At 50.2% G+C, this 21384-nt stretch carries 23 protein-coding genes; 9 read left to right on the plus strand and 14 right to left on the minus strand.

From position 1 onward, the window contains the following. Positions 1-39: 39 nt before the first annotated feature. Together SBG_RS08680 and mntP are read left to right on the plus strand one after the other, a co-directional pair. The gene (locus SBG_RS08680) at positions 40-498 is read left to right on the plus strand and encodes a DUF986 family protein (protein ID WP_000028577.1); all 459 of its coding nucleotides are present in this window, start codon (positions 40-42) and stop codon (positions 496-498) included. 409 nt (positions 499-907) lie between these two features. Then, positions 908-1474, plus strand: a complete 567-nt coding sequence (gene mntP, locus SBG_RS08685) for a manganese efflux pump MntP (RefSeq protein ID WP_024135036.1) — start codon at positions 908-910, stop codon at positions 1472-1474. Here the strand turns inward: mntP and rlmA are convergent. The 6 genes from rlmA to mgrB all read right to left on the minus strand — a co-directional run bounded on the left by rlmA (position 1471) and on the right by mgrB (position 5836). After that, positions 1471-2280, minus strand: coding sequence for a 23S rRNA (guanine(745)-N(1))-methyltransferase (rlmA, locus tag SBG_RS08690; RefSeq protein WP_000010912.1), 810 nt, complete (start codon positions 2278-2280; stop codon positions 1471-1473). The two genes, mntP and rlmA, sit on opposite strands and share 4 nt — an antisense overlap. 66 nt (positions 2281-2346) lie before the next feature. Then, positions 2347-4092, minus strand: coding sequence for a peptidoglycan glycosyltransferase FtsI (gene ftsI, locus SBG_RS08695; protein ID WP_000730308.1), 1746 nt, complete (start codon positions 4090-4092; stop codon positions 2347-2349). 220 nt (positions 4093-4312) lie between these two features. After that, entirely contained in the window at positions 4313-4522 is a 210-nt protein-coding gene (cspE, locus tag SBG_RS08700) for a transcription antiterminator/RNA stability regulator CspE (RefSeq protein WP_001062678.1), read from the minus strand. A gap of 12 nt (positions 4523-4534) precedes the next feature. Next, on the minus strand, positions 4535-4678 hold the full coding sequence (locus SBG_RS08705; RefSeq protein ID WP_001537930.1) for a DUF2627 domain-containing protein: 144 nt from the start codon (positions 4676-4678) through the stop codon (positions 4535-4537). 656 nt (positions 4679-5334) lie between these two features. After that, positions 5335-5622 carry a YebO family protein gene (locus SBG_RS08710; RefSeq protein WP_001000662.1) on the minus strand — a complete coding sequence of 96 codons (288 nt, stop codon included), beginning with the start codon at positions 5620-5622 and terminating at the stop codon, positions 5335-5337. Between the two features lie 70 nt (positions 5623-5692). Further along, a complete protein-coding gene (gene mgrB / locus SBG_RS08715) occupies positions 5693-5836 on the minus strand; it encodes a PhoP/PhoQ regulator MgrB (protein WP_000714547.1) in 144 nt (47 codons plus the stop codon). A gap of 157 nt (positions 5837-5993) precedes the next feature. On the opposite strand from mgrB, the gene SBG_RS08720 reads away from it, so the two are divergent. Then, positions 5994-6233 (plus strand): YobH family protein, encoded by a 240-nt coding sequence (locus tag SBG_RS08720; protein WP_001236771.1) that lies wholly within the window; start codon positions 5994-5996, stop codon positions 6231-6233. Positions 6234-6440: 207 nt separating this feature from the next. On the opposite strand, the gene kdgR is transcribed toward SBG_RS08720, so the two are convergent. Beyond that, positions 6441-7232 carry a DNA-binding transcriptional regulator KdgR gene (gene kdgR, locus SBG_RS08725; protein WP_001262200.1) on the minus strand — a complete coding sequence of 264 codons (792 nt, stop codon included), beginning with the start codon at positions 7230-7232 and terminating at the stop codon, positions 6441-6443. Between the two features lie 175 nt (positions 7233-7407). Between kdgR and SBG_RS08730 the strand changes: the two genes are divergently transcribed. Continuing rightward, the gene (locus SBG_RS08730) at positions 7408-8781 is read left to right on the plus strand and encodes an MFS transporter (protein ID WP_000412620.1); all 1374 of its coding nucleotides are present in this window, start codon (positions 7408-7410) and stop codon (positions 8779-8781) included. A 46-nt stretch (positions 8782-8827) separates the two neighbouring features. On the opposite strand, the gene htpX is transcribed toward SBG_RS08730, so the two are convergent. The 5 genes from htpX to SBG_RS08755 form a co-directional block, all read right to left on the minus strand. After that, entirely contained in the window at positions 8828-9709 is an 882-nt protein-coding gene (htpX, locus tag SBG_RS08735; RefSeq protein ID WP_000984498.1) for a protease HtpX, read from the minus strand. Positions 9710-9977: 268 nt separating this feature from the next. Continuing rightward, a complete protein-coding gene (gene tnpA, locus SBG_RS08740) occupies positions 9978-10436 on the minus strand; it encodes an IS200/IS605-like element IS200F family transposase (RefSeq protein ID WP_000502115.1) in 459 nt (152 codons plus the stop codon). 177 nt (positions 10437-10613) lie between these two features. Beyond that, positions 10614-12662 carry a carboxy terminal-processing peptidase gene (gene prc / locus SBG_RS08745; protein ID WP_001091245.1) on the minus strand — a complete coding sequence of 683 codons (2049 nt, stop codon included), beginning with the start codon at positions 12660-12662 and terminating at the stop codon, positions 10614-10616. Between the two features lie 19 nt (positions 12663-12681). Further along, positions 12682-13368, minus strand: a complete 687-nt coding sequence (proQ, locus tag SBG_RS08750; RefSeq protein ID WP_000431399.1) for an RNA chaperone ProQ — start codon at positions 13366-13368, stop codon at positions 12682-12684. A 97-nt stretch (positions 13369-13465) separates the two neighbouring features. Beyond that, positions 13466-13963 carry a GAF domain-containing protein gene (locus SBG_RS08755; protein ID WP_024135038.1) on the minus strand — a complete coding sequence of 166 codons (498 nt, stop codon included), beginning with the start codon at positions 13961-13963 and terminating at the stop codon, positions 13466-13468. Positions 13964-14091: 128 nt separating this feature from the next. Between SBG_RS08755 and yebS the strand changes: the two genes are divergently transcribed. From yebS to SBG_RS08780, 5 genes are all read left to right on the plus strand, one after another. Next, complete coding sequence (gene yebS / locus SBG_RS08760) at positions 14092-15375, plus strand: membrane integrity lipid transport subunit YebS (protein WP_001207303.1); 1284 nt, start codon at positions 14092-14094, stop codon at positions 15373-15375. Beyond that, complete coding sequence (locus tag SBG_RS08765; RefSeq protein ID WP_024135039.1) at positions 15344-17977, plus strand: PqiB family protein; 2634 nt, start codon at positions 15344-15346, stop codon at positions 17975-17977. Before yebS ends, SBG_RS08765 begins: the two co-directional genes overlap by 32 nt. A 77-nt stretch (positions 17978-18054) precedes the next feature. Next, positions 18055-19494, plus strand: a complete 1440-nt coding sequence (gene rsmF, locus SBG_RS08770) for a 16S rRNA (cytosine(1407)-C(5))-methyltransferase RsmF (protein WP_024135040.1) — start codon at positions 18055-18057, stop codon at positions 19492-19494. Positions 19495-19611: 117 nt separating this feature from the next. Beyond that, positions 19612-19848, plus strand: a complete 237-nt coding sequence (locus SBG_RS08775) for a YebV family protein (protein WP_024135041.1) — start codon at positions 19612-19614, stop codon at positions 19846-19848. Between the two features lie 109 nt (positions 19849-19957). After that, positions 19958-20149: a YdfD/YebW family protein gene (locus SBG_RS08780; RefSeq protein ID WP_000457838.1), complete on the plus strand. Its 192-nt coding sequence runs from the start codon at positions 19958-19960 to the stop codon at positions 20147-20149. 16 nt (positions 20150-20165) lie between these two features. On the opposite strand, the gene pphA is transcribed toward SBG_RS08780, so the two are convergent. Continuing rightward, complete coding sequence (gene pphA / locus SBG_RS08785) at positions 20166-20816, minus strand: protein-serine/threonine phosphatase (protein ID WP_000983505.1); 651 nt, start codon at positions 20814-20816, stop codon at positions 20166-20168. Between the two features lie 213 nt (positions 20817-21029). Beyond that, complete coding sequence (locus SBG_RS23125) at positions 21030-21194, minus strand: hypothetical protein (protein WP_001134587.1); 165 nt, start codon at positions 21192-21194, stop codon at positions 21030-21032. Between the last annotated feature and the right edge of the window lie 190 nt (positions 21195-21384).

The raw sequence follows: 21384 nt of genomic DNA on the forward strand, positions 1-21384 counted from the left end.
AACGGCCCCGTTTTTATTTCTCTGGAGGATAAAGGATAGATGTCGATCACGGACCTGGTGTTGGTTTTCTTTATTGTCGCATTACTGGTATATGCCATTTACGATCAGTTCATCATGCCCCACCGCAAAAGCCCGACTCAGTTGGCTATCCCGTTGCTACGCCGTGGACGCGTCGATAGTGTTATATTCGTCGGTCTGATGGTAATTCTTATCTATAACAATATTACCAGCCACGGCGCGCCAGTCACGACATGGCTATTATGCGTTACAGCGTTGATGGGCTTTTACCTGTTCTGGATCCGCACCCCAAAAATCATCTTTAAACAAGGCGGCTTTTTCTTCGCCAATGTCTGGATAGAATATGAGCGCATTAAAGAGATGAATTTATCGGAGGATGGCGTACTAGTAATGCAATTAGAACACCGACGCCTGCTTATCCGTGTACGAAATATCGACGATCTGGAGAAAATATATAAACTTCTTATTTCATCTCAATAAGTTAAGTTATAGCCTCAACTATGTTTTTCGAATTTTATGACAAAACATAATATAGCCATGGCTATATTTCTCATTGATTAATTGTTATTAAATTTAACGTTTTATTGATAAGCAGCTATGAATGAAAATCGTTTTCAATTGCAAAACAAATAATATTTTATCGCTGTTGTTTTATATTCTAAAAATATGTTAATGTTGCGCCGTCAATTGGGGAGTAGCCGATTTCCAGACTCCGGAAATGTACGTGTCAACATACTCGTTGTAAAACGTGGCGCGTACGGACCAGCAACCGTTGGTCAGGCGAGACCATAGGCGCATCAACTGCTATGTATCTTGTCACAGAATGGCGACATACATGTTTGCTGGGGGCAGTGGTGTGTTTAATGGATACCCCGGTCAGGACGCTGTCATGCACTTTACTGCTACTATTCTTCTCGCTTTCGGCATGTCGATGGACGCTTTTGCGGCGTCAATTGGCAAAGGTGCCACCCTCCATAAACCCAAGTTTTCAGAAGCGCTACGTACTGGCCTTATTTTTGGCGCGGTTGAAACACTGACCCCGCTGATCGGCTGGGGTCTGGGAATGCTGGCGAGTAAATTCGTTCTGGAATGGAACCACTGGATCGCCTTTATTCTGCTGATCTTTTTAGGCGGGCGCATGATCATCGAAGGTATTCGTGGCGGTGATGATGAAGACGAAACACCGTTACGCCGCCACAGTTTTTGGCTCTTAGTCACAACGGCGATCGCGACCAGCCTTGATGCGATGGCCGTTGGTGTCGGCCTGGCGTTTTTACACGTTAATATCATCGCTACCGCACTGGCTATTGGTTGCGCCACGCTTATCATGTCCACGCTGGGAATGATGATCGGTCGCTTTATTGGCCCAATGTTGGGCAAGCGCGCTGAAATTCTCGGCGGGATCGTACTGATAGGGATTGGCGCCCAAATCCTGTGGGCGCATTCTCACGGTTAACCCTCACGCTGCCAGATATGCAGATTAAAATCCGTCTGGCAGCTAAACCCGGCGCTTTCAGCCAGTTGCTCCCACACTTCCGGCCTGGCGCGCCAGGCGAATGGCGTCATTTGCAACAACGCCACGGCCTCCCCAGCGTTAAGCTGCATGGGATATGCAAGGCTGGTGCTCTGCTGCAACGTAAATCCATCGAGCTGCCCGGCATGTGACGCATGCAGACGCACCTCATCGTAAATGAGCCCTTTTAGCTCCATCAAATGACGCGGTCCCGGCGTGACGGTAACGACCCAGCCGCCAGGATTCACCACGCGAGCCAGTTCCTGTGCCTTACACGGGGCATAGATCCTGATCACCGCGTCCATTGACTTATCAGCAAATGGCAGCCGATGACTTGACGCCACGCAAAACCTGACCTGCGGGTAACGCTTCGCCGCTGCTTTGATCGCCACTTTCGCAACGTCCAGTCCAAATGTGGTTATCTCCGGCAATGCATTGGCAAAAGCATGGGTGTAATAACCCTCACCGCAGCCGATATCCAGAATCGCCGTGGCCGATTTGTCCAGCCGTTCACGCAACACGTTTATTACCATCTCACGCAGCGGCTGGTAATGGCCTGCATCAAGAAATGCTCTCCTTGCCTGCATCATTTCTATGTTGTCCCCCGGATCGCGCGAACGTTTATGCTGAACGGGCAACAAATTGATATATCCCTCTTTAGCCATATCAAACTGATGCCGCTGCGGACACATAAAACTATTCTTAATTTGCGTAAGCGGCTGGTGGCAAAGCGGACAGGTAAACGACATGACTACTCCGGACTGAGGGCGCTAAAGGGCGCAAGTGTAACGCGAATTGCGCCCCGGGAAAATCTTTTACCGGCCCGGAACCGAGACGTGACTATCGTGCATTACCAGAAGATGATCCGAATCGGCTGGCATACCATCTGGCTCAATATTTTCCAGACGCAACACATCGCCCATGATCTGGCTGAACACGGGCGCCGATACCGCGCCGCCATAGTACGCTCCATTCTGTGGATTGTTAATCACCACCACCAGCGCAAACCGGGGATTGCTTGCCGGCGCCACACCTGCGGTATATGCCACATACTTGTCAACATATTTACCGTCATCGCCAATTTTTTTCGCCGTCCCGGTTTTGACCGCAATCCGATAATCCCGTACAGCGGCTTTTGTTCCGCCACCGCCCGGCAGCGCCACACTTTCCATCATATGTTCCACCTCGTGTACCAGTTCTTCTGACATGACTCGCGTACCGATCACGGGCGGATCAACTTTGGTGATCGATAATGGACGATAAATGCCAAAGCTGCCAATCGTGGCATAAACATGCGCCAGTTGAAGCGGCGTCACCATCAGGCCGTACCCAAAAGCAAAGGTGGCGCGGTCCAAATCACTCCAGTAGCGGCGTTTCGGCAACAGGCCACTGCTTTCGCCAGTCAGGCCAAGCCCGGTAGGCACGCCGAAGCCAAAGCTCTTGTAAGTATCCATCAATTTCTGAACCGGCATCGCCAGAGAAAGATGGGATACGCCGGTATCGCTGGATTTTTGCAAAATACCGGTTAATGTCAGTTCCGGATAGTAACCGACATCGCGAATACGGTGTCCATCGAGAATAAAGGGATGGGTATCAATCACGCTATCCGGTTGTACGATGCCTTGCTGTAAGGCGGTCATAATAACCAACGGCTTAACGGTAGAACCGGGTTCGAAGGTGTCGCTGATGGCGCGGTTACGAAAATCGTCCAACTGCGCGCCTTCACGATTATTCGGGTTAAAATCCGGGTAACTCGCCATAGAGAGAATTTCACCCGTTGGGATGTTAATCAATACGGCGGCGCCGGAGTCCGCTTTATTCCAGGTGACGGCGTTATCCAGCGCATCTTCCGTCACCGTTTGCAGACGTTCATCAATACTCAGCTGCAACTCATGAGCAGGAACCGGATTAACCTCCGTAATGTTCTCAATAACATGGCCAAATTTGTCTTTACGTACCAGCCGGGAACCCGGTTTTCCCGTCAGTTGCGCATTGAAGCTTTTTTCAATACCTTCTATCCCCTGCCCGTCGATATTGGTGAAGCCGATCAAATTGGCCGCTACATGTCCGGCTGGATAAAAACGGCGTGATTCTTCCCGCAGATTAATGCCCGGCAGATTCAGCTTATCAATCCATTCGGCTTGCTGAGGTGAAACCTGGCGCGCCAGGTAGATAAAGCGGCCTGCCGGGTTGCTGTTTACCCGTTCAGCAAGCGTACTGAGCGACAGATGTAGCGCGCTGGCCAGGGCTTGCCAGCGCTGATTGTAGCCAACGCCGCCCTTGCTGATGATGGTCCTGGGATCGGCCCAGACCGCATTAACCGGAACGCTCACCGCCAAGGGGCGTCCTTCTCTGTCCGTAATCATGCCGCGGGGAGAGGCCGTTGTCACTTCACGAAGCGAGCGCATATCTTCTTGTTTCACCAGTTTCGACGGCGTAACAATTTGCAGCCATGCCACCCGCCCCAGCAGTAATGCCATACTAAGCAAAATGGCAATACAAAGTAGCGCAAAACGTATGGGCGTAAAATTACGGGTATCGCCGTCGCTTTTCTTTTTCACCTGGTCTCCAGCGGAATCATTTTTCAGGTGATTGATTTAACGGGAAACGGCAGAAAAAACCAGAAAAAACAATGCTAATAATATCGCGCCTTTGCAACAAATCGCTAACGAGAGCGTGTTCAGACACATTTTGAAGGATATTGAATTAAAAAGCCCCGCTATTAGCGAGGCTTTATATCTGAGGCTGACGCGACGAAACGCATCAAATCAGTGGTGTCGATCAGATAGCTGTTACGTTAACAGCGGCCGGACCTTTCTGGCCGTCCTGAATTTCGAACTCAACGTTCTGGCCTTCAGCCAGAGTTTTGAAGCCATTGCCCTGGATAGCGGAGAAGTGTACGAACACATCTTTGCTGCCATCAGCCGGAGTAATGAAGCCAAAACCTTTGGACTCGTTGAACCACTTAACTTGACCTTTAATCTTTGCCATTTGCAAAATTCCTTAGAGTGTTTTCTTTGCCCGCAGGCATAACATAGATAAAACTGAGACATTACTGCTTGAGGCACTAATATAAGGTTCGGCAGAGAAGCGGTATTCAACGTCAACGTGTTTACTCAGGACTTCTTTACTGAAAATGCCACACATAAACAGAACTGTACCTCGTTTAACCCAAAGCCTGTTATCACATACAACGTTAATTATGGCAAGCCATTTTTAAACGTGTCTCGATCCGTCGCACAAATTACGAGAACCTTCACATAGAAGCAGCACGTTTATGCAACAAAACTGCTGAAGATATATCTTCATGTGCTGGCAGACACGCTGATAACGCTACTGCTGAACAGCCACTTTTTTACCATAGCTCAATAACTTCGCATCTTCCAGTACATCAAATCACATTTAAAAGCTGCATTTTTCATATCACTTTTTATGCTGAGTAATGCATAAATTATCATCATGCTAAAAAACACCTTTTAATCAAAAGAATAGAAAAGAAAAGAGGTTTACGGTATCGCTATCCGTAACCTGTCTGACCTTTACAGGGTGCCTTAAAATAATGAACAAACAATGACAATTCATAAAACGGGAGAGAAACGTTTCGCTTTTAATAAAAACGATCGTTATCACATAATTGACATAGACGCATTTGTTATAAATATAAAACTGTGTTTCATATCAACTCTTATTAGACAGGATGTTGATACCGCCTTATCGATGGTAAACAGCCATACCGACAAAAACAGAAAGGCAGGACGGGGACGTACGGCATCTGACGCCGCCTGCGTCCCCCGGCAAAGGACTTATCGTTCAGCAACCAGGCGAATGATATCCTCCTCCTCTTTCGGTTCGCTTACCGCAGTTGCGGAGTCAGTGTCTTTTTCAGGTTCATTGGCTGCACAAAGTCGGCGCAACAAGGCGTTTTGCCGCTTTTGCTGATCCAATAACGCTTCGAGCAGTTCTACCTGTTCGTTAACCCGGGAACTTGCCCGGTTAACGAAAAACCAGAGCACCAGACCAACCACCAGAACCATCACTGATACAACTAAAGATGCAAGGGAAAACGCACCAGAGTTTAAAACATCGTTCATTTCACCACCTCAATGTAGAGACGTCATTCTACCACTGCTACACGGGAAGGAAATCTCTGGTACAAAACGTTTACCAGGGAATAAATTTATTGATGGCGCAAATACCGCTGAAAAATTGTACATCCTGATCGCACATGATATTAAACACCTGCGCCCACAGCAGCAGACATACCACCACTACGATGCCGAGGACGACCCATCGAAATTTTTTCACTCCACTCTCCGATCTTACATCTTATACCGCTAAATTATCATGCGTTACTTAAACCAGGAGTAACTGTAGCGGCATTATATGTTTTTAGGAATGATTCACTTGTTTCAATCAATGTACACGCTACTCTTATTCTAACGAAAAAACAAAAGAGGTTGTAATGCGTTTGATCATTCGCGCAATAATATTGTTTTCCCTGGTATGGATAGGCTTACTGCTGAGCGGCTATGGCGTACTGGTAGGAAGTAACGTGAACGCGGCGGGACTAGGCCTGCAGTGCCATTACCTGACCGCACGCGGCACCAGCACAGCGCAATATGTCCATACGAATAGCGGTATCATCGGCTTTTCTGACTGCCCTATTTTCAGAAAAAGCGCCACTGTCGTGGATAATGGCTAAGCGCTAATAAATAATTTCATGCTGAAACTATCCTGGAAATTTTTCCTATATTGACTATTGGTTATAAGCGCCGTTAAATATTATTTTAATAACCGTTAAATAAGCAGATTACCATTATCATTTTTATCATTCCCACTCATTAAATGTTATAAAAAAAACAGCCACATTTTTCGTGGCTGTTTTTTAGCGTCATAGCAATAATATTGCTCAGAAGGGATAATTGTTGTAACCCATTTGCTCAGAAATTTTACGTGCAGCGGTGTGCAACATAGCAACATATTCCTGTAAACGCTCTTCGGAAAAGCGTAGCGTTGGGAAAGAAATGCTTAACCCTGCAATCACTACGCCAAAACGATCGAATACCGGTACGCCGATGCAACGTAAACCTTCTTCCTGCTCTTCGTTATCTTCACCATAACCTTGCTCGCGCACTTTATCCAACAGAGGCAATAAGGCTTCTGTGCTGGTAATGGTTCGCCCGGTGCTTTGTTTATACTCTACGCCATCCAGAATCTGCTTAACCTCATCGCGATCGCGCCAGGCCAGAAGCACTTTGCCAATAGCGGTACTGTACAGGGGATTACGGCGGCCAATGCGTGAGTACATCCGAAGATTGTACATAGAGTCTATTTTGTGGATATAGACAATGCTGTCTTCATCCAGAGCACCAAGATGGATAGTTTCTTTCGTCAGACGAGAAAGCTCGCGCATCTGGATGTCCGCGCTGCGGATCAAATCAACATTTTGCAAAGCTCGCGCGCCCAGTTCAAACAGCTTTAGCGTCAGCGAGTATTTTTCCGACTCCCCTTCCTGCGCCACGTAGCCCAGCGTTTTCATGGTCTGTAAAAAGCGATAAACGGTGCTTTTCGACATCATGACGCGCTGCGACAGTTCGGTAATCCCTATTTCACGCTCTTCACCCAGCGCCTGCAGAATGCCGAAAACCTTCAGCACAGAAGATACAGAATCAGGCTGTTTATCCAGATCTGCGTTTGCCATTTATCACCTCATTACGAGCGTTTTATAAAATTCAGAACAAGTTTTTATTATAATTTCACGCCAGGTCGCCCGCAATCCATCTTTGCTTACTTCGTTACAAATCTGCGACATAACGCCGCGATAGTAATGCTAAAATTATTATTCAGATCATAATTGCTCTTATTACAAAATACTTATGGAAAAAAAACGGGCTGACGGCCTACCCCTCCCGCAGCGATATGGCGCAATCCTGACAATTGTCATCGGTATTTCGATGGCGGTTCTGGATGGTGCCATCGCTAATGTCGCGCTGCCAACCATCGCCGCAGATTTACACGCCTCCCCTGCCAGTTCCATCTGGATTGTCAATGCGTACCAAATCGCGATTGTTGTCTCACTGCTTTCCCTCTCTTTTTTGGGCGACATGTTTGGTTATCGCCGGATCTATAAATGTGGACTGGTTATATTTTTGCTTTCATCATTATTTTGCGCGCTTTCAGACTCGCTGCAAATGCTCACGCTGGCGCGTATCGCTCAGGGGTTTGGCGGCGCAGCGCTCATGAGTGTCAATACGGCACTCATTCGTCTTATCTACCCCCAACGCCATCTGGGACGCGGGATGGGGATTAACTCTTTTATCGTTGCCGTCTCTTCGGCTGCAGGCCCAACTATCGCCGCGGCAATCCTGTCCATCTCATCATGGAAATGGCTGTTCCTGATTAATGTTCCGTTAGGCGTCATCGCCTTAATACTGGCCATCCGCTTTTTACCGGCAAATAGCTCTCATGGTACTAAACCTCGTTTTGACTTACCCAGCGCGGTAATGAATGCGCTCACATTCGGCCTGCTGATTACCGCACTGGGCGGTTTTGCCCAGGGGCAATCGCTCACGCTGATTGGCGCCGAGTTGCTTATCCTGGTCGTGGTCGGTTTTTTCTTCGTCCGCCGCCAGCTGGCTTTACCTGTTCCCTTGCTTCCCATTGACCTGCTGCGCATCCCGCTCTTTTCGCTCTCCATCGGCACTTCGATTTGCTCGTTCTGCGCACAAATGTTAGCTATGGTCTCACTGCCTTTTTACCTGCAAACCGTACTGGGCCGTAGCGAAGTAGAAACCGGCCTGTTGTTGACTCCCTGGCCGCTGGCAACCATGGTAATGGCGCCGCTGGCCGGTTATCTGATTGAACGTCTTCATGCCGGTTTGTTGGGCGCGCTGGGAATGGTGGTAATGGCTACCGGGCTGTTTGCGCTGGTGATACTGCCCGTCTCCCCCTCTGATCTGAATATTATCTGGCCGATGATGCTTTGCGGCGCGGGCTTTGGTCTGTTCCAGTCACCAAATAATCACACCATTATTACTTCCGCGCCACGTGAACGTAGCGGTGGTGCCAGTGGGATGCTGGGCACAGCACGGCTGCTAGGTCAAAGTATCGGCGCCGCGCTGGTGGCGCTCATGTTGAACCAGTTTGGCGATAGCGGTACGCACTTGTCCCTGCTCGTAGCAGGCATTCTGGCCATCCTCGCGGCGGTGGTGAGCGGTTTACGTATTACGCAGCCGCGCGTTCAGGCGTAAAAAAAGCGCGTCGGAAGACGCGCTTTTTCCTGTTACCACGAGCGTATTATTTAAGGTATTCACCACTACGCAGCGCTTCAATACGTTTATCCAGCGGTGGATGCGTCATAAACAACTCACTCAGCGATTTAGACTTACCGTTGATGCAAAACGCCATCATGCTGGTCGCTTCTTGCGGCTCATAGCTGGTTTTCAGGCGCTGCAATGCGGCAATCATTTTTTCACGGCCAACCAGCTTCGCCGAGCCCGCATCGGCATGGAACTCACGGTAACGAGAGAACCACATCGTGATAATGCTCGCCAGAATACCGAAGACCAGTTCCAGCACCGTGGCGACGGCAAAATAGATGAGCGGATTGCCATTACTCCCTTCCCCCTCATCACGGTTGCCGCCCAAAAATCCGGCAGCAATCTGGGCGATGATGCGCGAAATAAAGATAACGAAGGTGTTTACCACCCCCTGGATCAACGTCATTGTCACCATATCACCGTTGGCAATGTGGCTGATTTCATGCGCGATGACGGCTTCTGCTTCATCAGGACTCATGTTTTGCAACAGCCCGGTGCTCACGGCGACCAGCGAGGCGTCACGGCGTGCGCCCGTCGCAAACGCGTTAATATCCGGCGCATGGTAGATAGCCACCTGTGGCATGGCGATACCGGCCTGTCGCGCTTGCGTTGCTACCGTATTCATTAGCCAGCGTTCTCTTTCATTGCGAGGTTGCTCAATAACTTCCCCTCCCACGGATTTTAACGCCATCCATTTGGACATCAGCAATGAAATAAAAGAACCGCCAAAACCAAACAGCAACGCCATAATCAGCAAGCCTTGTACGCTGCTTGACTGTATCCCTGTCAGGCTCAGAACCAGACCGAAAACTACCATCACGGCCAGGTTCGTCAGCAGGAAGAGCGCGATTCGCATCATAATTTTCTTTTAACCTCAATTTAACAAAACGCACTATGCGATTACCCACATCGTATGGGTCTTATGGCTATTTTCAAGCATCACCAGGCGGTAAGTCACGAGAAAAACACAACTTTACATTTTGTAGTATTATACTGACGACTTGCTGAGCTTGTTAAAAATAAATATCCTCCGGCATAGCCGGAGGTTTTTCTGATGCGCCTGTAAGGCTCTCTTACCAGCCGCGCCCTAACAGGCGCATACGATCTGACATTTGCATCAAACTTCGTTACTTACGGCCCGTAAACGGGCTACCCGGATAAGGGATCGATAACTGCTCTCCCATTTTATCCTCTTCAAGCTGGTGCTTTATGTATTCCTGTATCTTCGCTGTGTTCTTACCCACCGTATCAACGTAGTATCCGCGGCACCAGAACTCCCTGTTCCTGTATTTGAATTTCAAATCCCCAAACTGCTCATACAGCATCAGGCTGCTTTTACCCTTCAGATAGCCCATGAAGCCCGACACACTCATCTTCGGCGGGATCTCCAGAAGCATGTGGATATGATCTGCGCAACATTCTGCTTCCAGAATTCGTACGTTTTTCCATTCACACAATTTTCTTAATATGCTGCCTACTGCCCTACGCTTCTCTCCATAGAACGCTTGTCTTCGGTATTTGGGCGCGAAAACTATGTGATATTTACAGTTCCATCGGGTGTGCGCTAAGCTCTTTTCGTCCCCCATTGGGACCCCCTTTTGATTTCTTGTTGAACTTTTGCAGTTGCCAGGCCGCAAGATGTTTTAACAAATCAAAAGGGGTTTTAATAACTGGCTTAAAGCTGAAAGCTTTCCGGAACCCCCAGCCTAGCTGGGGGTTTTCCATAGACAAAAAACAGGCACAATTTCTTGTGCCTGTGAGTGTTACTTAGCGGCGACTGCCTGCTCCGTTGGCTTTTCTTTTTCAAGATGCGCCAGATCAAGAGCAATCTTCACCGTTTCATCAAGGTACGGGTCCGGCTCCTGGTAATCTTTTGGCAGATCGTCCAGTTTTTTCAGCAGCGGTTTACCCTCGCGTTTAAACCGGTCGTTAATACGCGCCAGACGCATGGCATCCTCTTCATTGTTCTCTTTCTCACGTTGCGCATAGTTAAGAGAGACAATGTTTCGCTTATCCTTCTGGGCATTGAAACGAGCAATATCCTTCATGATGTACTGGAACTCAGGATCTTTGGCGATACGCGCGTTATGTTCTTTCAATAACTCCGGACCAAACTGACTTAAATCATCCGATTTCACGTACTTAGCCGCATCGATGCTATCCCACGGCAAGGCGTTATCTTCAAATTTTTCTCCCGTTTCCGTCTCTTCATTCCCTGTCGGCATGATGATATCCGGCGTAACCCCTTTGCGCTGCGTACTGCCACCGTTAACACGGTAAAACTTCTGGATGGTGTACTGCACCGACCCCAACGCAGGCCATTCCGGACGAAGCATCTGATCGTAAATTCGATTTAACGAACGATATTGCTGCACCGTCCCTTTACCGAAAGTCGGCTCGCCGACAATTAACGCACGACCGTAATCCTGCATCGCGGCGGCGAATATTTCCGATGCCGAGGCGCTGAAGCGATCGACCAACACCACCAGTGGGCCTTTATAGTAGACAACGCCGTCGGTATCGCTATCCTCGCGCACCTTTCCGTTATTGTCGCGTACCTGAACTATCGGACCGGAAGGAATAAACAGACCGGAAAGCGAAACCGCTTCCGTCAGCGCCCCGCCACCGTTGGAACGCAGATCGATAACAATGCTGCTAACGTTCTGTTTTTCCAGCTTCTGCAGCTGAACTTTGACATCATCAGTCAACCCGACATAGAAGCCAGGAATATCCAGTACGCCGACTTTTTCTTTGTCGACCGTTTTCACCGACATTTTTACTGCGCGATCTTCAAGACGGATACGTTCGCGCGTCAAAGTGACGATGCGGGTTTTCGTTCCTTTACCGGCAGGCAGAATCTCCAGACGGACCTTACTGCCTTTTGGCCCTTTAATCAGCGCCACCACATCATCAAGACGCCAACCAATGACGTCGACCATGGGTTTGCCAGTCTGTCCTACGCCGACGATGCGGTCACCAACGCTAATCGACTTGCTCTTCGCCGCCGGACCGCCAGCAACCAACGAGTTAATAACTGTGTAATCATCATCCATTTGCAGTACCGCGCCGATACCTTCCAGAGACAGACTCATTTCGGTATTAAACTGCTCGGTATTGCGAGGAGAAAGGTAATTTGTGTGCGGGTCGATTTCACGCGCAAAAGCGGTCATCGCCAGTGAAAACACATCTTCACTGTTGGTCTGCGCCAGACGGCGAATGGCAAATTTATAGCGACGCGTCAGCGTTTCACGAATTTCTTTGTCACTCTTGCCTGTGAGTTTCAGACTAAGCTCGTCGAATTTCACTTTGCTATCCCACAGCGCATTCAGCTCAGCCTCATCTTTCGGCCAGGGCGCTTTACTGCGGTCCAGGTTAAACGTATCGTTTCCGGTAAAATCCATCGGGCGTTCCAGCACTTTTAGCGCGTACTGGTATCGTTCAAACCGGCGCTTTTGCGCCAGGTTGTAAAGATCGTAAAAAACATCCAGTTTACCCGTACGCAGCTCATCGCCTAACACGGTTTTCTTTTTCGCAAACTGTTCGACATCGCTCGCCAACAACACGTTATGGCTGTAGTCAAGGAGATTCAGATAACGATCAAAGATCTTTGCCGAAAATGCCTGATCCAGATCGAACTGGCGATAATGGGAGCGGGTAAAACGCGACGTCACGCGCTCGCTCACTGTCGCATGTTGCGTCTCTTCCTTCAGTACGGGAATTTGATCAGCGCGCGTAATATCTTCCACGGCGAAGGACTGGCCTGCTAATGCAAGCAGGCCAGCTAACGCGGTAAGCCTAAAAAAAGTGTTCATGCCAGGCCTGGCCTCCGTTTCAGAACACCAAGTGTTCTGCGCGTACAATCAAAGACATACCCGAATTCAGCTGTACACGGACACCATCTTTGGTGATTTCTAATACGGTGGCATCCATCGCATTATTACCCGCTTTCACCTTGAGGGACTGCCCTACCGTCAATACTGAAATATCAGAAACCGGCGTGTGCTTCTCTTCGCGAGGCGCACGCGGCGCTTTTGCCGTCGGTTTATCAGCGCGAGGTTTACGTTCAGCGCCTTCTTTACGGCGCGCTACCGGACGAGGTTTACGCTCGCGTCGCGGCGCGTCTTCTTTTTCGCCTGCCGCCGCGGCAGCTTCGCGTTTTTTCGCTTGCTGCTCTGCGCGCTGCGCCTGAACCCGGGCTTTGGCTTCTTCAAGCTGCTTACGGGCATGTTCGACATGCTGCTCCTCCAGCTCGCCGCACGGGTTGCCATCAAGGTCAACGCGCGTAGCGCCCGGCTTAACGCCGTACAGGTAACGCCAGCTTGAAGTATAAAGACGTAAAGCGGAACGAAGTTGCGTTTTGCTGAGGTTCATTTCGCCCCCAACACGCTCTACCAGATCCTGAAAAATACCAATTTTCAGCGGGCGCGCTTCGCCTTCCGCACTAAAACAGTGAGGAAAACGCTCGGCCAGAAACGCGATAACTTCTTTACTGCTATTCAACTTAGGTTGATTTTCCATGAAATTTCCTGATTACAACGGACGTAGCCAACAAGCCGCAGGCATGAACAGGCGTCATTATAATGACGCCATCAGTAATTGCTACGTTATCCGTTGATTATCCTGCGACGGTCGCAAAGAATTTTTTGTAATCCGTCATTGCAAGCACGGTTTCAAGCTGTGCCACCAGCGTACGCAGCCCCTGCTCATCCTCTTCGGTAAAACGACCAAACGTCGTGCTATCAATATCCAGCACACCGATGATCTGCTTTTCAACCGTAACAGGCAGCACGATCTCAGCATTGCTGGCGGCGTCACAGGCGATATGACCGTCAAACGCATGAACATCGTCAACACGTTGAATTTTATTCTGCGCTACCGCCACGCCGCACACGCCTCGACCAACCGGAATACGGACACAGGCGATTTTCCCCTGAAACGGTCCCAACACCAGAGTGTCGTCTTCAAGAAGGTAAAATCCGGCCCAGTTCACCTCAGCAAGACGTTCGAACAGTAGCGCGCTGGTATTCGCCAGCGTGGCCAGAAAACTGGTTTCACCTGCCATTAATGACTGAAAATCGCGGTTTAACACTGCGTACAATTCTGTTTTGCTCATTATATAATCACTTCGCTGTCTTACTCCTAAACACAGGCTATTAAAATAAGCATTAAATGCGTTGTTGCTCAAGATTATTCCTGTCATGAGTTAAGATTACATTATTCTAACACTTTGATTCACGACACATGGCTCTGAACACTTCACACGTCACGCCAACCAGGAAGCTTACTATCTGGTCAATTGGCGAAGCTCTGCCGCGTAGCTACTATCAGCGTTGCCCGGAATGCGACATGCTGTTTAGCCTGCCAGAGATGGGCGCCCATCAAAGCGCCTATTGCCCCCGCTGCCAGGCCAAAATTCGCGATGGCCGCGACTGGTCGCTGACACGTCTAACCGCTATGGCGGTAACGATGCTGTTACTGATGCCCTTTGCCTGGAGTGAACCGTTGCTGCATATCTACCTGCTGGGCGTACGTATTGACGCCAATGTTATGCAGGGTATCTGGCAAATGACGCAGCAAGGCGACCCATTAACCGCCGCCATGGTGTTTTTTTGTGTGGTAGGCGCGCCGCTCATTCTGGTTTTCTCAATAGCCTATCTGTGGTTCGGCAGCATCCTCGGTATGAATCTGCGTCCGGTACTTCTGATGCTGGAGAAACTGAAAGAGTGGGTGATGCTGGATATTTATCTTGTCGGTATTGGCGTGGCCTCTATCAAAGTTCAGGATTATGCCTTTCTGCAGCCGGGCGTCGGGCTTTTGGCGTTCGTCTCGTTGGTGGTTCTCAGCATTCTGACTATGATTCATCTGAATGTGGAACAACTATGGGAACGATTTTATCCGCAGCGTCCTGCCCGGCGGGCGGACGAAAGATTGCGCGTCTGCCTTGGCTGCCACTTTAGCGGCTATCCGGATGCCAAAGGACGCTGTCCGCGTTGTCATATTCCGCTGCGGCTACGCAGAAATCAGAGCGTGCAAAAGTGTTGGGCGGCGCTGCTGGCATCTATCATCTTTTTATTGCCGGCAAACTTGTTGCCAATCTCGGTAATCTACATTAATGGTGGCCGCCAGGAAGATACCATCCTGTCGGGGATTATGTCGCTTGCCAGCAGCAATATCGCCGTCGCCGCCGTGGTTTTTGTCGCCAGTATTCTGGTGCCGTTTACCAAAGTTATCGTGATGTTTACGTTGCTGCTGAGTATCCACTTCAAATGTGAGCAGGGACTGCGGACACGAATTTTACTGCTACGTCTGGTGACATGGATAGGCCGCTGGTCGATGCTGGACCTGTTCGTTATCTCGTTAACCATGTCTCTGATTAATCGCGATCAGATTCTGGCTTTTACTATGGGACCGGCTGCGTTTTATTTCGGCGCAGCGGTAATTTTGACTATTCTTGCAGTGGAATGGCTGGATAGCCGCTTACTTTGGGATGCACATGAGTCAGGAAACGCCCGCTTCGAAGACTGAAGCGCAAATAAAAACTAAACGTCGTATTTCCCCTTTCTGGCTGCTGCCGCTTATCGCGCTTATGATCGCCGGCTGGCTGGTGTGGGACAGCTACCAGGATCGCGGCAATAGCGTGACTATCGATTTTATGTCGGCAGACGGCATTGTGCCGGGCCGTACGCCCGTGCGTTACCAGGGCGTAGAGGTCGGCACAGTGGAAGATGTTAGCCTGAGCAAAGATTTACGCAAAATCGAAGTTCGCGTCAGCATGAAATCAGATATGGAGGATGCGTTGCGCGAAGAGACGCAATTCTGGCTGGTGACGCCTAAAGCCTCGCTGGCGGGGGTTTCCGGTCTGGATGCGCTGGTCGGTGGGAATTATATTGGCATGATGCCGGGTAAGGGCAAACCCAGAGACCACTTCGTCGCACTGGATACACAGCCTAAATATCGACTTAGCAACGGCGATCTGATGATTCATCTCCATGCGCCGGACCTCGGTTCGCTCAATAGTGGTTCACTGGTCTATTTCCGTAAAATTCCGGTCGGACGAGTGTACGATTACTCAATTACCCCCAACAAACAGGGCGTCACAATTGATGTTCTGATTGAACGTCGGTTTACCGATCTGGTGAAAAAAGGCAGTCGTTTCTGGAATGTCTCCGGCGTTGACGCCGATCTGAGTCTTAGCGGTGCTAAAGTCAAACTGGAAAGCCTGGCGGCACTGGTTAATGGCGCTATCGCGTTTGACTCGCCGGATAATTCCAAACCCGCCGCCCAGGATGACACGTTCGGTTTATATAAAGATTTAGCCCACAGTCAACGAGGGGTCATTGTCAAACTTGAACTGCCTGATGGAGACGGCCTGAAGGCGGAATCCACACCGCTGATGTATCAGGGGCTGGAGGTTGGAGAGCTTTCTAAATTGACGCTCAACCCTGGTGGTAAAGTCACGGGAGAGATGACGGTAGATCCCAGCGTTGTTCCGCTGATGCGGGAAAATACGCGCATTGAGCTACGTAATCCTAAATTGTCGCTGAGCGATGCCAATATCAGTTCGCTATTGACCGGTAAAACCTTCGAACTGGTGCCGGGCGACGGCGCACCGCGTAGTGAATTTGTGGTCGTGCCCGGTGAAGAAGCCTTATTACATGAGGCAAACGCCTTAACCCTGACGCTGACGGCTCCGGAAAGTTATGGTATCGAACCGGGTCAGCCGTTAATTTTGCATGGCGTTAAAATCGGTCAGGTCATCGAGCGCCACTTGTCGAGTAAAGGCGTATCATTTACCGTCGCAATTGAACCGCAGCATCGGGATTTGGTGCAGGGCGATAGTAAATTTGTAGTCAACAGCCGGGTAGATGTGAAAGTCGGTCTTGACGGCGTAGAGTTCCTCGGCGCCAGCGCCAGTGAGTGGATTGACGGCGGGATTCGCATTTTGCCGGGAACGGGCGGGAAAATGAAAACAACCTACCCTCTGTATGCCAACCTGGAAAAAGCGCTGGAAAATAGTCTCAGCGATTTACCGACCACCACACTGACACTCACCGCCGAAACCTTGCCGGATGTCCAGGCCGGTTCCGTCGTGCTGTATCGAAAATTTGAAGTGGGCGAAGTCATCACCGTCCGTCCACGCGCCAATACGTTTGATATCGACCTGCATATTAAGCCGGAATATCGTCACCTGTTAACCAGCAATAGCGTGTTCTGGGCGGAAGGCGGCGCGAAGGTGCAGCTTAACGGCAGTGGGCTAACGGTACAGGCCTCTCCTCTCTCCCGCGCGCTAAAAGGCGCAATTAGTTTTGATAATCTAAGCGGCGCCAGCGCCAGCCGACGTAAAGGTGATAAACGCATTCTTTATGCTTCAGAAACTGCCGCCCGCGCAGTAGGGGGACAAATTACCCTGCACGCTTTTGACGCGGGTAAACTGGCGGAAGGAATGCCGATTCGTTACCTCGGTATTGATATCGGCCAGATCCAGACGCTGGAATTGATTACCGCGCGTAACGAAGTGCAGGCGAAAGCCGTACTTTATCCGGAGTACGTGCAGACCTTTGCCCGCGCCGGAACGCGTTTTTCCGTTATTACGCCACAAATTTCTGCGGCGGGCGTTGAGCATCTGGACACCATACTCCAGCCTTACATTAATGTAGAGCCTGGACGCGGCGCGGCGCGGCGCGACTTCGAACTGCAGGAAGCCACCATCACCGACTCTCGCTACCTGGATGGATTAAGCATTGTCGTGGAAGCGCCCGAAGCAGGTTCACTTAATATCGGCACTCCGGTTCTGTTCCGCGGTATTGAAGTGGGAACCGTCACCGGTATGTCCCTGGGGTCGCTTTCCGATCGCGTGATGATCACGTTACGCATTAGTAAGCGTTACCAACATCTGGTGCGCAATAATTCTGTGTTCTGGCTCGCCTCCGGCTATAGCCTCGACTTTGGCCTGACGGGCGGCGTAGTGAAAACCGGGACGTTTAATCAGTTCATTCGTGGCGGTATCGCCTTCGCGACTCCACCGGGTACGCCTCTGGCACCGAAAGCGCAGGCAGGTAAGCACTTCCTGCTCCAGGAAAGCGAACCGAAGGAGTGGCGTGAATGGGGTACAGCCCTGCCACGTTAACCATCGTGCTCCGGCGTACTCGCGCCGGAGCGTTTTATGCTACACTGCGCGCCTGTTTTTTTGCCGGCGATACACCTGTGGCTCAACACGCTGTCTATTTTCCTGACGCTTTTCTGGCGCAAATGCGCGAAGCAATGCCTTCCACACTCTCTTTTGATGATTTTATTGCGGCCTGCCAACGCCCATTGCGCCGCAGTATACGCATCAATACGCTCAAAATCTCCGTGACCGATTTCCTTACCTTAACCGCGCCCTACGGCTGGTCGCTCACTCCAATTCCGTGGTGTAAGGAAGGATTCTGGATTGAGCGCGATGACGAAGCAACGTTACCGCTTGGTAGTACCGCTGAACATTTAAGCGGCCTGTTTTACATCCAGGAGGCCAGCTCAATGCTGCCGGTCGCGGCTCTGTTCGCTGATGACACCCATCCGCTGCGGGTTATGGATATGGCGGCGGCGCCAGGATCTAAAACGACACAAATTGCAGCTCGCATGGGCAACCACGGCGCTATACTGGCCAACGAGTTTTCAGCCAGCCGCGTCAAAGTGTTGCATGCTAATCTCAGCCGCTGTGGGATAGCCAATACCGCGCTGACGCATTTCGATGGCCGCGTATTTGGCGCCGCATTGCCGGAGATGTTTGATGCTATCCTGCTGGACGCGCCCTGCTCCGGCGAAGGCGTGGTGCGTAAAGATCCTGATGCGCTAAAAAACTGGTCGCCAGAAAGTAATCTGGATATCGCCGCCACGCAGCGGGAATTACTCGACAGCGCCTTTCATGCTTTACGGCCTGGCGGCACGCTGGTCTACTCCACCTGCACGTTAAACCGTGAAGAAAACGAAGCGGTCTGCCTCTGGCTTAAAGAGACCTATGCTGATGCCGTTGAATTTTTGCCGCTAAACGATCTGTTTCCTGACGCCAGTCGCGCTCTGACGCCGGAAGGTTTCCTGCATGTCTTCCCACAAATTTACGACTGCGAAGGATTCTTTGTCGCGCGTCTGCGTAAAACATTGTCCCTTCCGGCAAGGCCCGCGCCAGCTTATAACGTGGGGAAATTTCCCTTTACGCCCCTAAAAGGCCGCGAAGCATTACACATTACCCAGGCCGCCAGCGCCATTGGCCTGAAATGGGATGAAAACCTCCATCTCTGGCAGCGTGAAAAAGAGATCTGGCTCTTCCCGGCAGAGATTGAACCCTTGATCGGAAAAGTCCGTTTTTCCCGGCTCGGTATTAAGCTGGCGGAAAGCCACAATAAAGGCTATCGCTGGCAACATGAGGCTACGATAGCGCTTGCCTGTGTGCATCATCCTCATGCGTTTGAACTCTCCCCCCAGGAAGCGGAAGAGTGGTACCGCGGGCGGGATATTTATCCGCTGACGGCTCCTGCCGCTGACGATGTGCTGGTGACCTTCCAGCATCAGCCGATCGGCCTGGCAAAACGTATCGGCTCAAGAATAAAAAACAGCTACCCACGCGAACTGGTACGCGACGGCAAACTTTTTACCGGTAACGTCTGACAGGCGCACAAAAAAACCGCACTTTTTGACTGGCGCTTTTATATACGTTGACTACGCTGAAAATTGGACGGCTAAACTGGTCGTACCACAATCTGCGTATTAACGGAGAGCACGATGATGAAAACCAGTGTGCGCATTGGCGCTTTTGAAATTGATGATGCCGAATTGCACGGCGAATCGCCGGGAGAGCGGACCTTAACTATCCCTTGTAAATCCGATCCGGATTTATGTATGCAACTGGACGCCTGGGACGCAGAAACCAGCGTTCCCGCCATTCTCAACGGGGAACATTCCGTTTTGTTCCGCAACCATTACGATCCTCAGTCTGATGCCTGGGTCATGCGTCTTGCCTGACTCAAAAAGAACCCGTCGTCAGGCGGGTTATTTATTCTTCCTTTTCTCATTTCCCCCTGCGCTAACCTCTCCTACACTATTGTGTAAAGTAGTTAATATTGAGGATGGAATGTTCGCGCTGGTACTTTTTGTTTGTTACCTGGATGGAGGATGCGAGGATATCGTAGTAGACATTTACGATACCGAGCAGCAATGTCTTTATTCGATGGACGATCAGCGAATTCGCCACGGAGGCTGTTTCCCGGTAGAGGATTTTATCGACGGCTTCTGGCGACCTGCGCAACAATATAGCGATTTTTAATCTCCGCCAGGCGTCGCTATTGCACCTGCACTAATGTCAATTGGCCACCAAATACCGCCCCTGTATCAATATAGTGTACGTTGGCGACATCCATGCGCCGGGGCAGCGGCGTATGGCCAAACCAAAAATGATCGGCGCCGGTAATTCCGCCGCTTTTATTCATTAGCCGCTCCCGGTTCCAGAGGACCTGGTGTAAATCAACCTTTTTCTGCCATTGATAAGTTTGCGCCGGATAATCGGCATGGGCGATAACATGCGTATTCTCACGGCAGCATATTTCCATTATCCAGGGAAGCTGCTGGCAAAGAGCGAAGAGGCTTTCAGCCTGTACACGTTGTTCAGCGCTCAGTCGGGTAACCCAGTCTCCGCCATTCATTAACCACAGTGCCGACTGTGATGAAGCCCGGGCATCGAGCGCCATTTGCTCGTGATTTCCCCGAACCGCCGTTATCCAGGACTCCCGCAACAGAGCCAGGCAACGTAAGCTGTCTGGGCCCCGATCAATGATATCGCCAACGGATACTAACAAGTCCTGTTGCGGATCAAACCGACACGCACGTAACCTGCCCATTAGCATTGAAAAACAACCGTGGATATCGCCGACTACCCAGATATGTCGCCAATCCTTCCCCTCTATTCGGTGATAGATCTCTTCAGGCTGCATCATCTGTTTTCCTGGCGTTTGTTTTTTTATGCTGGCGTCAAATCTGGATGGATATAAAAGGATAGCGCGAACAGACCGCTTTTGCTTTGTAGTAGATAACGTATTTAGTGAAAGTTAACACTGGAATAAAAGATAACTGACTGCGCCAGGGAGCGTTATCCCCTGGCGCAGCGAGCTACTCAAAATTTCCTGTTCATGCTTGATACTCACTCCACGTTAAAAGCATATCGTAAACATAAACCACATCACCTCGGCGCACGCTACAGCACACTCTTTAGCAGGGTGATCCTCAAGACAAACCAGCGCGCGTGCAGGTGTCGTTACCGTGGTTAACCACACGCCTAAAAGCAGGAGTAGCACAATTTTTTTACAAGGTGGCATATCCCCTCCGGTCAGTTAATTGTTAGTTAATCCTTACCGATACATCATCCGTGCGCGGGTATCATAAACGTAACAACGCTGGCCGATATTAAAAAAACGGTACGGTTAATGGAATATTGACATTACAAAAAGTTATTTTTAGAAAAGGATACAACTTGTTGATTTACATAAAAATAAAGACAGCGCATTG

The sequence above is a fragment of the Salmonella bongori NCTC 12419 genome (genome assembly GCF_000252995.1).
Classification (GTDB): domain Bacteria; phylum Pseudomonadota; class Gammaproteobacteria; order Enterobacterales; family Enterobacteriaceae; genus Salmonella; species Salmonella bongori.

What these genes read in the sequence shown, in the direction of transcription:
- htpX (WP_000984498.1), bottom strand. Translation starts at nt 9,709, where the DNA reads ATGATGCGAATCGCGCTCTTCCTGCTGACGAACCTGGCCGTGATGGTA.
- yebS (WP_001207303.1), top strand. Translation starts at nt 14,092, where the DNA reads ATGGCTCTGAACACTTCACACGTCACGCCAACCAGGAAGCTTACTATC.
- SBG_RS08780 (WP_000457838.1), top strand. Translation starts at nt 19,958, where the DNA reads ATGTTCGCGCTGGTACTTTTTGTTTGTTACCTGGATGGAGGATGCGAG.
- rlmA (WP_000010912.1), bottom strand. Translation starts at nt 2,280, where the DNA reads ATGTCGTTTACCTGTCCGCTTTGCCACCAGCCGCTTACGCAAATTAAG.
- SBG_RS08710 (WP_001000662.1), bottom strand. Translation starts at nt 5,622, where the DNA reads ATGAACGATGTTTTAAACTCTGGTGCGTTTTCCCTTGCATCTTTAGTT.
- prc (WP_001091245.1), bottom strand. Translation starts at nt 12,662, where the DNA reads ATGAACACTTTTTTTAGGCTTACCGCGTTAGCTGGCCTGCTTGCATTA.
- SBG_RS08730 (WP_000412620.1), top strand. Translation starts at nt 7,408, where the DNA reads ATGGAAAAAAAACGGGCTGACGGCCTACCCCTCCCGCAGCGATATGGC.
- kdgR (WP_001262200.1), bottom strand. Translation starts at nt 7,232, where the DNA reads ATGGCAAACGCAGATCTGGATAAACAGCCTGATTCTGTATCTTCTGTG.
- cspE (WP_001062678.1), bottom strand. Translation starts at nt 4,522, where the DNA reads ATGGCAAAGATTAAAGGTCAAGTTAAGTGGTTCAACGAGTCCAAAGGT.
- tnpA (WP_000502115.1), bottom strand. Translation starts at nt 10,436, where the DNA reads ATGGGGGACGAAAAGAGCTTAGCGCACACCCGATGGAACTGTAAATAT.
- mntP (WP_024135036.1), top strand. Translation starts at nt 908, where the DNA reads ATGCACTTTACTGCTACTATTCTTCTCGCTTTCGGCATGTCGATGGAC.
- pphA (WP_000983505.1), bottom strand. Translation starts at nt 20,816, where the DNA reads ATGATGCAGCCTGAAGAGATCTATCACCGAATAGAGGGGAAGGATTGG.
- SBG_RS08720 (WP_001236771.1), top strand. Translation starts at nt 5,994, where the DNA reads ATGCGTTTGATCATTCGCGCAATAATATTGTTTTCCCTGGTATGGATA.
- SBG_RS08755 (WP_024135038.1), bottom strand. Translation starts at nt 13,963, where the DNA reads ATGAGCAAAACAGAATTGTACGCAGTGTTAAACCGCGATTTTCAGTCA.
- SBG_RS08775 (WP_024135041.1), top strand. Translation starts at nt 19,612, where the DNA reads ATGAAAACCAGTGTGCGCATTGGCGCTTTTGAAATTGATGATGCCGAA.
- proQ (WP_000431399.1), bottom strand. Translation starts at nt 13,368, where the DNA reads ATGGAAAATCAACCTAAGTTGAATAGCAGTAAAGAAGTTATCGCGTTT.
- SBG_RS23125 (WP_001134587.1), bottom strand. Translation starts at nt 21,194, where the DNA reads ATGCCACCTTGTAAAAAAATTGTGCTACTCCTGCTTTTAGGCGTGTGG.
- SBG_RS08705 (WP_001537930.1), bottom strand. Translation starts at nt 4,678, where the DNA reads ATGTGTGGCATTTTCAGTAAAGAAGTCCTGAGTAAACACGTTGACGTT.
- SBG_RS08680 (WP_000028577.1), top strand. Translation starts at nt 40, where the DNA reads ATGTCGATCACGGACCTGGTGTTGGTTTTCTTTATTGTCGCATTACTG.
- SBG_RS08765 (WP_024135039.1), top strand. Translation starts at nt 15,344, where the DNA reads ATGAGTCAGGAAACGCCCGCTTCGAAGACTGAAGCGCAAATAAAAACT.